The organism is Acinetobacter sp. TUM15071, from assembly GCF_008980925.1.
Lineage (GTDB): Bacteria > Pseudomonadota > Gammaproteobacteria > Pseudomonadales > Moraxellaceae > Acinetobacter > Acinetobacter dispersus.
The window spans coordinates 87,266-99,116 of sequence record NZ_BKGB01000003.1; the positions used below are offsets into that span (position 1 = coordinate 87,266).

General features: G+C 39.2%; 16 protein-coding genes. All 16 read right to left on the bottom strand.

Annotated elements, in window-relative coordinates:
• Window positions 1–9: 9 nt before the first annotated feature.
• The 16 genes from GBI66_RS03855 to kdsB all read right to left on the bottom strand — a co-directional run bounded on the left by GBI66_RS03855 (window position 10) and on the right by kdsB (window position 11,846).
• On the bottom strand, window positions 10–450 hold the full coding sequence (locus GBI66_RS03855) for an SRPBCC family protein (RefSeq protein WP_005188009.1): 441 nt from the start codon (window positions 448–450) through the stop codon (window positions 10–12).
• 66 nt (window positions 451–516) lie between these two features.
• Window positions 517–1,026, bottom strand: coding sequence for a tRNA adenosine(34) deaminase TadA (tadA, locus tag GBI66_RS03860; RefSeq protein WP_151715218.1), 510 nt, complete (start codon window positions 1,024–1,026; stop codon window positions 517–519).
• A 5-nt stretch (window positions 1,027–1,031) separates the two neighbouring features.
• Window positions 1,032–2,156 carry an enoyl-CoA hydratase/isomerase family protein gene (locus GBI66_RS03865; protein ID WP_171067238.1) on the bottom strand — a complete coding sequence of 375 codons (1,125 nt, stop codon included), beginning with the start codon at window positions 2,154–2,156 and terminating at the stop codon, window positions 1,032–1,034.
• Window positions 2,153–2,866: a uracil-DNA glycosylase gene (ung, locus tag GBI66_RS03870; RefSeq protein WP_151715219.1), complete on the bottom strand. Its 714-nt coding sequence runs from the start codon at window positions 2,864–2,866 to the stop codon at window positions 2,153–2,155. The genes GBI66_RS03865 and ung overlap by 4 nt, the downstream gene beginning before the upstream one ends.
• 44 nt (window positions 2,867–2,910) lie before the next feature.
• Window positions 2,911–3,507 (bottom strand): 6-carboxytetrahydropterin synthase, encoded by a 597-nt coding sequence (locus tag GBI66_RS03875; RefSeq protein ID WP_151715220.1) that lies wholly within the window; start codon window positions 3,505–3,507, stop codon window positions 2,911–2,913.
• A 107-nt stretch (window positions 3,508–3,614) separates the two neighbouring features.
• On the bottom strand, window positions 3,615–4,649 hold the full coding sequence (gene gspK / locus GBI66_RS03880; RefSeq protein ID WP_171494261.1) for a type II secretion system minor pseudopilin GspK: 1,035 nt from the start codon (window positions 4,647–4,649) through the stop codon (window positions 3,615–3,617).
• Window positions 4,606–5,316, bottom strand: coding sequence for a type II secretion system minor pseudopilin GspJ (gene gspJ / locus GBI66_RS03885; RefSeq protein ID WP_151715222.1), 711 nt, complete (start codon window positions 5,314–5,316; stop codon window positions 4,606–4,608). The genes gspK and gspJ overlap by 44 nt, the downstream gene beginning before the upstream one ends.
• Window positions 5,313–5,987, bottom strand: a complete 675-nt coding sequence (gene gspI / locus GBI66_RS19855; RefSeq protein WP_171494262.1) for a type II secretion system minor pseudopilin GspI — start codon at window positions 5,985–5,987, stop codon at window positions 5,313–5,315. The genes gspJ and gspI overlap by 4 nt, the downstream gene beginning before the upstream one ends.
• Window positions 5,977–6,525 carry a Tfp pilus assembly protein FimT/FimU gene (locus GBI66_RS03895; RefSeq protein ID WP_151715223.1) on the bottom strand — a complete coding sequence of 183 codons (549 nt, stop codon included), beginning with the start codon at window positions 6,523–6,525 and terminating at the stop codon, window positions 5,977–5,979. Before GBI66_RS03895 ends, gspI begins: the two co-directional genes overlap by 11 nt.
• Window positions 6,526–6,536: 11 nt before the next feature.
• Window positions 6,537–7,145 carry a TetR/AcrR family transcriptional regulator gene (locus tag GBI66_RS03900; protein ID WP_032857741.1) on the bottom strand — a complete coding sequence of 203 codons (609 nt, stop codon included), beginning with the start codon at window positions 7,143–7,145 and terminating at the stop codon, window positions 6,537–6,539.
• Window positions 7,146–7,185: 40 nt separating this feature from the next.
• Entirely contained in the window at window positions 7,186–7,959 is a 774-nt protein-coding gene (locus GBI66_RS03905; RefSeq protein WP_005187980.1) for a TatD family hydrolase, read from the bottom strand.
• A gap of 24 nt (window positions 7,960–7,983) precedes the next feature.
• The gene (locus GBI66_RS03910; protein ID WP_005187977.1) at window positions 7,984–8,328 is read right to left on the bottom strand and encodes a PilZ domain-containing protein; all 345 of its coding nucleotides are present in this window, start codon (window positions 8,326–8,328) and stop codon (window positions 7,984–7,986) included.
• 603 nt (window positions 8,329–8,931) lie between these two features.
• Complete coding sequence (locus GBI66_RS03915; RefSeq protein ID WP_151715224.1) at window positions 8,932–9,441, bottom strand: hypothetical protein; 510 nt, start codon at window positions 9,439–9,441, stop codon at window positions 8,932–8,934.
• A gap of 161 nt (window positions 9,442–9,602) precedes the next feature.
• Entirely contained in the window at window positions 9,603–9,908 is a 306-nt protein-coding gene (locus tag GBI66_RS03920; RefSeq protein WP_005187971.1) for a hypothetical protein, read from the bottom strand.
• Window positions 9,909–10,096: 188 nt separating this feature from the next.
• Complete coding sequence (locus GBI66_RS03925; RefSeq protein WP_005187969.1) at window positions 10,097–11,080, bottom strand: DNA polymerase III, delta' subunit; 984 nt, start codon at window positions 11,078–11,080, stop codon at window positions 10,097–10,099.
• Between the two features lie 4 nt (window positions 11,081–11,084).
• Entirely contained in the window at window positions 11,085–11,846 is a 762-nt protein-coding gene (gene kdsB / locus GBI66_RS03930; protein ID WP_151715225.1) for a 3-deoxy-manno-octulosonate cytidylyltransferase, read from the bottom strand.
• Between the last annotated feature and the right edge of the window lie 5 nt (window positions 11,847–11,851).

Below are 11,851 nucleotides of genomic sequence, written 5' to 3' on the forward strand. Positions count from 1 at the left end.
TCCCATCTCTTATGTAGCAACTGATTTGGCTAATTTTGAAAAACCTAGTGTAATCGCTGCTTTGAGTTGTGCAAGAACTAATTTGCTTACTAAAGGTGCTTTTGCTGTAAATTCAATCTTATACGTCACCAAAGTAATAAAAGGAGTGATTTCTTTAAAATCAATTTGCCCCAAGTGATGTTTCACCAAAGGGTTGTTGATTAATTTATACTCAATACGTTTATTTTCTTCCAATAAAGTAATTTCTTCTTGAAGTGGTTTGATTGGACCAAAGCCCATACGACGAACTGAGCCGATACCATCAGGACGTTTTGGATCAGCAGAATCTTTGACACGTACAACCTGTAAAGGTGCAAATGCCTTGTTATAGGTGGCATGTTTTGACAGCAAGTCAAAAACTTCAGAAATCGGTGCGTTAAATTCTTTTTGTACGGTGATTGCATTACGCATAAGTTCGCCTTTTGATGTGACCCAAAATCATCGGAGGCTTAGTTTGCCACAACTCATATGGCATTTTTAATCATTTAAGGACGTTTTTGACGAACGGATTTTCTTCTTTTCATTTCTTCTTTGTTTGAAAAAATTACTCAACTGCAATGAACATTGCGCTTGCAGGCAGCCTTGTTCAAAGACAAATTTATGATTGTAATAACCACTTTCAAGCAGTTGTCTAGCACTCACCAATGAACCTGCTTTGGGTTCAGTCGTAGCAAAAACCACACGCTGTATCCGTGCATGAATTAATGCACCCACACACATAGTACAAGGTTCAAGCGTTACATAAAGTGTTGTATCATCGGGCAAGCGATAGTTATTCAAAGACTGACAGGCAGCACGTAAAGCTTGTATTTCTGCATGCGCGGTTGGATCTGACAATTTAATTGGCGCATTATATCCAGCACCGATTACCTGTCCATTGCTGACCAGAATTGCCCCGACGGGTATTTCCCCCTGCGCTGCTGCTAATGCAGCCTGCTCATAGGCAAGCTGCATCCAATATTCATCATTAAAATTTTCAGAACTCATAACAATCAGGCAATTACACCGTATTGCTTTAATAAAGCATTCCAGCTCTCAATATTGGTCACAGGAGCACAGTCACCTAATATACTTTTTAAGCTTAATTGCTCAGTTGCTTTCCATTCTGGCGACAAGTCTTTATCAACCAAACGAGCACGAACACCTTCAACAAAGTCAGGATGACGAATCTTCCAATCAGAAATCTGTGCTTCTAATGCAAACACCTCATCCCATGCATGACCTTGTTTACCCCATTGCCATAACAGCCATGTGATCGCAGCTGTGCTTGGAGAGCCTTTTTGCAAGTTTTCACTAGCTTGACGCAACCAATCACTACTTGCATCACTCAAACCAATAATGGATTGATAATCATATTCAAAGCTTTGTCCACGACATACGCTATGAATTACATCAATTGAGTTTTGTAATGGACCAGAAGCAACTGGGCGATGCAAACTATTTAAAGTGTCATCAATGGCTCTGAATGCACCTGCTGGATAATGGTTCCAATCGACATTCAAGACTTTTTGAAGCACATTATCACGCTGCGCTTCACAAATATGTGTTGCCCAACCAATGCTAAATGCACCCGCTGCCGTCATGATGGAACCCGTCAAGCCAGTAAACAAACCAATTTGACCACGATCAGCCAAGAAACGGCTTGCCCCCACATCAGGGTATAAACCGATATTGATTTCTGGCATTGCCAAACGTGAATATGGTGTGACTAGACGGAATGGCGCAGCCATAAATAGACCAAGCCCACCACCCATGACATAACCTTCACCCCAAACGACGATTGGTTTGGCATAATTATGCAACAGTAAATCAAGCGCATATTCTTGCTGGAAGAACAAGTTCGCTGCATCAACTTCCTGATTAATCACCAACTGGCGTAATTTACGTACATCTCCACCTGCACAAAATGCTTTTGGTGTTGTCGAATCAAACCAAATTGCTTTAACAGTTTCATCTACGTGAAAATCTTCAAAAACTTGAAGTAGAGCACTTACGATTGGCTCATCTAAAGCATGCAAAGATTTAGGTCGATTAAGACGAATGATTCGCCAACCATTTTTTGCATGTTCAATAACTAAATCTGGATGATAGCTATTTAAATCAGGAGAAGTCATTATGCGTCCAATTGCCAGTCTATAGGCTCAATGCCATGTTGTTTCAAATATTGATTGGTTTTAGAAAATACTTTACAGCCGAAAAAACCACCACGATTCGCAGCAAGTGGTGATGGATGTGCTGCCGTTAGCACAAGGTGTTTATTACGATCAATGCGTTGACCTTTACGTTGAGCATAAGCTCCCCATAAAATAAAGACGATATGTTCACGCTGTTGATTTAATACATCAATGACTGCATCAGTGAAGTCTTCCCATCCCTGTTTCTGATGTGAAGTCGGTTGTGCAGCTTCTACCGTCAGTACGCTGTTAAGTAACAGCACACCTTGCTCCGCCCATTTGCTCAAATCACCATGACGTGAAACAGGCACGGCTAAATCCGTATGTAACTCATGAAAAATATTACGTAAAGACGGCGGTAATGCAACCCCTCTTTGTACCGAAAAACTCAAACCATTGGCTTGATTCGGACCATGATATGGGTCTTGTCCTAAAATCACGACTTTAACAGCGCTTTGCGGCGTTGTATTCATCGCATTAAAAATCTGTTTACTTGGTGGATAAATCGTTTTCTGTGCAAGTTTTTCTTGTTGTAAAAACTCACGTAAGTTATCCATTTTTTGACTAAGTAAAAACTCTGACAATGAGATTTTCCAAGACTCGTCCAACTGAACTTTACTTAATTTGTCCTGTTGCTGTTCAGTAAATTGCATCCATATTCCTTGAAAAGAAGTTCACTCACTTGGGTGAAAAGCACTCAAATATTAACTTGTAATTCTACGTTTGGATTTTGGAACTTAATTCCTTTTTTCAGGTTTTCATACATCTGAACATCACTCCATTCAGCCTGTACTTGCTCTGAAAACACGATTTGATCTAGGCTCAACGCACCCATTTGCTCATTATCTATATCTTCTTGAAAGCTTTGAGCGTAACCCGTGTCTGTCTCATGTACGATCACAGAATAAACTTCAACATCACCCTCACCATTTTGAGTGGTTGTTGAGTTTAATACCTGCTGAGCAAGGTAAAAGAAAATACGCGAAAACTGTTCTGCCGATGGTGACACTGGCAAAGCGATCCAACGCGCACTAAATGTTTTACATGCATCAATATAGGCAGGATCATCTTTCTGCCAAAAACAAATTGCATGATCAAAACTATCATACAACTCTTTGATCACGCCTTTGAGTAAGCCAAAATCATAAACCATTTGTCCGTGATCGAGCTTTGACGCTTTTAATAATAATTCAACTTTATAACTATGCCCATGAATCGAACGCTTACAGCGATCCGATGTACAGTTACGTACAATATGAGCATTTTCAAATTTAAACAATTTACGAATTAACATGCACCAAGCTAATCTTTATCTGCAAACGGATTTTATTATAAAGCAAAAAAACGTGCATTGGGATTGATTTTAAATCTTGTCACCATTTGATAAACCAATATCAAAACTTAGTAAAAAGGCGCAAGACTTCTTGAATATACAAAGACTTGCTTATCTTTTCGAACCAAAGCGCTTGTAAATTGTCGTTTCCGTTCGCTTAAAACAACTTCAGTTTGTGCAGTGAAATAATTAGACTTACTATCCAAAAAAGCAGCAGCATCTGTTTTATTTTGCTCATCTATGCCAGAAAAAGCATTTAATTTCCACAAATCATCAACATTATTGAAATAGGTCAAATTCGCTTGCTTGGTTTTAAGCTCTTGTTCAACTGATTTAACATCAACTTTCGAATCAATACTGGCAAGCAATAATGCTGGTGCCGTATTCATATTTACTTTGGTTTGTTCTGGCAACGCTGTGACATAGGGCTTGATCAAGTCGTAGTTTTTTCCTTCAAAGCCTCTGACTAGCTTTAACTCTTCCACACTATGAAACTTGGTGTTCGGGGCCAAATATGCAGGATCTAATCCTTGGTAATAATTACTCTCAGCCCCCATTGCCCCAGTCGTTTCATCATCGACATCCTGCCAATCAATTACCGCTTGACTCAATTCTGCTGGCAAGCCAACACGTTGTAGCAACTTCTCAAACCAACGTCGAGCAGCGTCATCCACTTGACTTCCATCTGCTTTAACCAAATTATTAAGGTTAAACTTGCCTGACTCATCCATTAACCGTCCAGAAACAGAGCCATCTTCAACAGGAAATGGAGGCATAGGCTTGGCCCAATTTTCTTGCAGATGATCAATACTGCTTCCATTATCACTATCTTGAATCAAGAGTTCTGAGAAGAAGGCCTCAGCACTTTTTGCATACAGTAAAGATTGATCTTGACGCATCAGATACCCTGTATTTTCAGAGGTATTGGTTTGTCGTTTAGCAATGGTCGCAGCAAGAATCGTTGCCAAAGCAACCATCACAAGAATAGTTAATAATGCAATGCCACGCTGAGCAACTCCATAACGTTGAGCTTTTCTAATCACTGAATATGCCTCTTGCTCATTGTGTTGGAAGTTGAGTAGGATTAGATGAATTTGATCCATCTTTATTATTTGGTGGATTTGTACCTCCACCCGTGGCATTTGAATTTCCTATCGCCTGCAAATACGCCTGCGTATTCAACAAGCTATAAATCCATTCATAGTCTGTACCTGCAACGGTCAGCTGTATCTTGATACCCAGCGGCAATTTTTTAAGCTCAGCAATATTGTTTGGATCACTATTTTCTGGCCATTGCGTCAATTCTTGTGGGTTCAAAACCAGTACTTTAAATTGATTTACATTTTCCAGTAAGGTACTTGAAACAGGCTGTACACGATTCGGAATATTGAGATTTGAATATTTCAGTCGATATACTTTCTTCTGCGCAGAATCATAACGATACTCTATACGTTCATAGGGTGACAGCCCTTGCTTTAATGGATCCGAAACACCTGCCTTACTAAATACAAAACTTCGATCATTTAATAGCAAAGCTGCTTGCAGTTGTCGCCCATCATTCGCTGTAAGTGGAATAATTTGCAGACTATCTCTTAGCACCTGCTGATAGGCATCCTGCAAGGCAAATAGGTGTAACTCATGCTCCGCATTACGGTCTTTTACTTTTAATAAATAATCAAAAACCTTCCAACCCAACATAGAAAGTACCGCAAAAATTGCAATCGCGACCAGCAATTCAACAAGGGTAAATCCTGAGCGTGTATATTTCATTGTGTTCTAGCCTTGGCTGGATAGTTAAAGAACACAAGATTGGTAATACCCGCCTCAACCTTACCTTGCTCATTATTAAATAAGCTGACTTGCAATTCGATACGTTGTATCTTGGGGCTAATGGTGGATTGGGCTTTTTTGTCAATTTGCCAGGTTTCACCTTGAGAGGTAACTTGCTTTGACTGCGTTCCTTCTAACCATTCCTGATTAATTTCCATCATTGCGACTTCATTCATTCCCACAAATTGTGCTTTGGTCCGCAAGATCGCATTGGATGTTGACTGTGTGTACTGCATTGCAACTTTAGTTAAGGCAATTGCTGCAACCGCAAAAATCGCCAAGGCCACCATCACTTCGAGTAGAGTAAATCCTGAGACACGATTAAATCGAGCAAGGCTCGATCGTGTCGCAAGGCGAGAAGCTATGCTTCGAGTTGCAGGATTAGTGAAACAACGTTTCACCCCGAGAAGCCCAGCTTCGCAAGAAGACAAAGAGCTATGCTCGAAGTGAGCAGGTCTTTGCCGAGCACCGCTCGGCCCTGCTGCAAGACCGAAAGCTATGCTTGAGGTGTGGGGTTTCAAATCTGCTGCAAAGCGAGAAGCTCTGCTTCGAGTGCAAAGGTTAACTTTGCAAGAACGCAAAGAAAGATCTTCTGAGTATTTAATTTTCATCTATTTTACCCAAGTGATCTAAGGCAAACTCGTGACCAATCGGTTGCTGCTCATAATAAAACTGGATCCGGACAGGTTTCACCTCGCCATTCCCAAACCAAATCAGCTGAGGCGCTCGGCCCCCCAACAAATCTTCATTTTTTGCTTTGTTATAATTTTCAACATCTAAGCTTTGAATACTAAAGGAGACACGATCTGGTAATTGACGTGTTTTAAACTCTTTATAAAGTTGCCAAGTACGATCGGCCTGCTGAATTTGTTCACGACTTTGATCATGATATTCAAATAAATTATAACTAAATGACGCAACATCAGTAGCGTTTTGAGTATTTAAAGCGAATACCTTGGCTTGATCGGTCGCTTCTTTATTAATTTTTTTGAGATCCAGAATAAACATTTCTCTGGCTTGCATCGCTCGGCGCTGATCAACTCCACCAATATTCAAGACCACCAATGATGCCATAATCGTCATAATGACAATCACCACCATGACCTCAATAAGCGTAAAACCTGTTTGTAATCTCTGTGGTGATTTCATTATATTTTCGACTATGGAACAGGTTGTTCAAGTAGCTTTGGCAATGCTAAAGCTTGCTCTATATAAGCGACACGCAATGTATCTCTCGACCCCAAATACCGCTGATAGAAACTTGAATTCAGGATAACCGCTGCCCCATAGGTCAACGACCAAACTGATGCAAGATAATCACGTGTTGTCATCGTACTATTGATATCCAGCAAATAACTTTCAGTCATTCGGATAATAATACGCAAACGCTGTCTTCTTACTTTATACAACTCACTGAACAGTAGTTGAATACCCTGTCCAGTAGTCGAGAGGCGTTCTTCAATTTGGTGAAATAACGCTGTACGCTCAGGATGATGTAAATGATGCAGCATAAAGAAAGCCAAATGCTCTGGAAAAGCCTTCTCGGTATCTTGAATCATCTCGAGTAACATTCGCTCATTGCGAATGATGAGTAACATATACAGCTCATCTTTACTCTGAAAATGCTTGTATAACGTACCCTTGGCAAGATCCAGCTCTGCTGCCAAAGCATCAAGCGTCATGCCAGCTTCACCATTTTCTAATAGGAGTTGCTCCGCGATTTGAAAAATTAATACTTCTCGTGCTCTAAACTGAGCTTGACGATCCATTTTCACGTAATAACTCTCTTTCCTAGTACAACTAAACCGTTTATTTCAAATTTAAGAGATTCTCAAAATTTTGCGTTGTAATCATGCCAATCTCTTCAACCGATTTATCATATACATCACTTAGCGCTTTTGCTACAAAAGGAACGTATTTCGGTTCGTTGGTTTTACCACGATATGGTACTGGTGCTAAATATGGGCTATCCGTTTCGATGAGCAAGCGATCAAGCGGTACCTGCTTGGCCACATCACGCAAATCCTGCGCATTTTTGAAAGAGACAATACCTGAGAAGGAAATATAATAGCCGCAATCTAGTACAGCCTTTGCGGTTTCCCAGTCTTCGGTAAAACAATGCAAGATGCCATGTGTAGATTGTTCCGCTCGAATGATATCTACAGTATCGTGTTTTGCTGCTCGCGTATGAACCACTACAGGCTTTTTAACGATTTTCGATGCCTCAATATGACGTGCAAAGCATCGCTTCTGTTCATCTACAAAATCAGTACTGTGATAATAATCCAGACCGGTTTCACCCAAAGCCCACACTTTGTCTGACTGAGCAAGGTTAACGAGATAATCCGTTGTAGCACGCGCCATGATCTGCTCATCTTCGCATGGATGCACCCCTACAGAATAACCAACATCCTCATGTCGGGCTGCAATTTCTGCCAATTTAATATGATCTTCTAGATCAACTGAAATTCCCATGAATTTAGAAACACCTGCAAGTCGAGCTTGTTCAAGTGCTTGATCCAAATCCCCTTGATAAGGACTCAGATCTAACATGGTTAAATGGCAATGCGTATCAACAAACACTCTTTCTTCCTATTCTATTTACAACTACATCGTATAACTTGGACGATCCAAGCCTTTCATACCCGCTAATAACTTTTCAGCTTCATTTTTATAATACACACCTTTTTCACCAACAAGTTGGATTGCAAATCCTTGTGGCTTAAAATGTGTCTGCTTATGCGAAATCCAGATCACTTTACCTGTTAACGGAATTTTTTGTGATTGTTCAGGTAAGGTAGCCAATACAAAAACTTCCTGCCCCATTTTAACGGCTTGTTTCGTCGGTACGAACAAGCCACCGCCTACAACAAAAGGCATAAAACTAGATTGTAATGTTGCTTTGTCTGGAATATTGACCTGTATAATTCCGCCCATCATTTGTGGTTGCATAACATTCCCCTGTTAAATACTTAATCGATTAAAACACTAATAATTTTATACCATTGATAAATCTAAAAAATATCATTCATTTTGATAAAATTTATAGAATTTCCATTGGTGACCGTTCAATAAAGATCTATACGTTATTTATGACCTGATTATAGAAAACAATCAAGCAAACAACAAACGCTGTTTCAGTAAAAGCCTTGTAAAACAAACCAAATGGCTACAATTAGCGTAAATAATGCATTGTATAAGTCGTTATTTAAAATCTTATGACAGCACTATGAATGATTAGGATAATAGAAAGGCCCGCAATATAGACGGATATGGGTTTTAATGCATCTTTTGCTCGAATTAAGCAAAAAACAAACCCAAATCACGTAAGTTAAAATCTCAGTGCAATTTAGATAAACCAATAAGAAGATCGATCAGCCTAAAAACGACTTGATCTGAATAGAGATGAATGCTTTAGCAGCTAGGTAAGGCTAATAAATGAAACTTTACTTAGTCTGCTCCAATCGCAAAAGCTATAGAACTCGATAACAACATTCCAATTAGATTGCGAATGAAAGAGATATAGCAAAACTGGCTTGCTATATCTCTTTTAAACTATTTTGCCGCCTTTACAATTTCTGCCTTATCAAATGAGAACCAGCATTCGCCTTGGGTCGCCCACTTTGATTCTGTTGTACCTAATACACCAGTGACGACAATTCGATCGCCGACTTTTAAATTACTGATTTTGTCTGTATTTACTTTCAAATCATCTCGGGTAAGTCCTTGCCCTTTGCACTTACCATTCGTTGGATCTTTAAAAATAATCGCAATCTGATTTTGAGAGATAATTTCACCCGTTTTAGTAATACGAGTAATAATTCCGGGTACTTCAAGGCGTTGTGAATCCCATTTTCGTTTTGCAGTGATTTCATTTTGCTGCCAGTCTTTCCATATTTCAGATAAGGTTGCCTTCTTTGCTGGCCCTAAACCGCGAAAATCACCACTCAAAATATCTCCAGTTTTATTCAGTATCCCATCCGTTGCAGACATGGCCGAGTCTAAAGTCTGACAGCCACTCAATGAAAGAAAGCTTAAAGCGACTAAAAGTGTTTTTATTTGCATATCAAAATTCCCTAAGGTACATAGCAAATCGCTATGTGAAAAAATAACATATTTAATAATAGATGTGAATTTTTAACATTCGCCAGAATGGAGTTTTTTGCCATAAAAAAACCGCCCTTAAGAGCGGTTTTCTATCTAATCAGATTTCAGATCTAGACATTTCATTTTTCAGTGCATTTATAATCAAAGTTTAACTTACTAATCATTTGATCTGTATTTCGTGTAATCACTGAAATATTGTTGACCCCAGCCTCAATATAAAACTTACCACTAAACTGATTTCCAGCAGAACTTTGAGGATGATTAAAGGAGTAGCTATAAACACACTCGTATGCCTGTGCCCCCAAATTTGAAGCATTAATTTCAAAAGATGAGCCATTAATATTGGATACAAATTTTGGTTCAGCTTTTGTAATGCTTGGTATCATGGTAAGTGATAAAGCAATCGCGATAAATGTTGTTTTCATCTCTATATTCCTTATTTTTTAATATTATTGTGAAGTAACTCACATTTTATATGCTTTTAATAAGGTTTAAAGAGCCCCGAACAATTTATATACAAAAATTACATAAACTCAATAAAAACAAGTATCTATTAAGATATTAATAAAACTTATTTAATAAAATCTAAATTAATTCTGTTTTTTAAAATGACTTAAGCAACATTCATAAGTTGAATGAATAACTCATCGAGAACCAATTGTGTTTGCACATTTTGTTCCACCATTAATTTCTTTTGCTGTAAATCTGAATAAAGTGTAAACAGCGCTTCCAAACTATAAAACTCTGCCAATGCGTTAAAATCTAAATCATCATTTTTTAACGATTGATTCAATTTTAAGTTCACAATATCCGCTAAAAGATATTCAAACATGGTGATAAATTCAGAAAAATTCAGTTCTTTAGACCACTTATTTGAATAATTTAAAGGCATATTTTTTTCAGCAACCAACTTAAGCCAATCACTCAAAAATAAAGCTCGTTTTTGCAGCCACACACTCTTTTCAATCTCAATGGCTGTCAGTGGCATATCATTGGCAAGATTTAATAATAGTTTGACCTGTTCCGTTGCAAGCTCTGGGATCTGTTGTTGTACAAATGCTTGTGCATCCTGAACTGTCATTCGGTCTAAGGCAAAATGCTGTAATCGACTCCGAATCGTTGCAGGAAGTTTTAAGTAATGATCTGCAAGCAAGATCAAGACAACTTTTTCACCCGGTTCTTCTAAAGTTTTTAACAATGCGTTTGCAGATGCAGTATTTAACGCTTCAGCAGGTTCAATCATTACAACGCGCCAGCCTTCACCAGTCTGCTGAACAAAAGGCAAAAGTTCTCGGATTTTTTCAATTTTAATTTTGGCATTTTGTTTTTTATTATCTTCATCCGTGGTGATATGCACATAATTTGGATGCGTATCTGACCGTAACCACTGACAACTTGAACACTCACCACACGCCTGTTGAGGCTGTTTATTCAAACACAATACCCAAGCGACGAACCGTTCCGCGAATTCTTTCTTGGCACAGCCCTTCTTTCCGTAAAATAATAGACCATGCCCAAGTTCTGGAAATCGGGTACTTAACAATTCCCAAGTTTGTGCATGCCATGGGTAAATCACTGTTGATTGAGTATCGACCATAATATTATTCAAATAAACTCACAGACATTGCATTTAATCGATCTAAATCCGCTTGCGTATCAACCCCAGGAGGCAAGTTTGCTTCTGCCACAGCGATGGCAATACGATGACCATTTTCTAGCACACGAAGTTGCTCTAAGCTTTCCAACTTCTCAAGCTGGCCCTGTTCCCAAGTAACATACTCTTGTAACAATTTGACACGATAAGCGTATAAGCCTAAATGACGGAAAGCTTGATTATGCAGTTGCTGTTCAGCCTGTTTAGCACAATCTCGATCATAGGGAATGGTTGCACGGCTAAAATACAATGCCTCATTGCGATTACTCATCACGACTTTAACGATACTATCGCGTTGAAACTCTTCAAGCTGATGAATGGGTTCACATAAGGTAGACATCGCACATTGTGGATGATCAATCAGGAGCTGACTCACCTGCTGTACAAGCTGTGCAGGAAGTAATGGTTCATCACCTTGGACATTCACAATAATATCGTCTGCTGACCAGCCTTTGATACGTGCGACTTCACTTAGGCGATCTGTACCCGATGGATGATTTGGGTTTGTTAAAACCACATCAACACCTTCAGCACGACAGACTTCCGCAATACGCTCATCATCCGTAGCAACACAAAGGTCATCGAAACCAGCAACTTTTTTCGCTTGATCGACCACACGGAGAATCATTGGGCGACCATGAATGAGGAGTAATGGTTTTGCAGGTAGACGAGAACTCGCAAAACGAGCTGGAATGACGATATGTTTCATGGTCG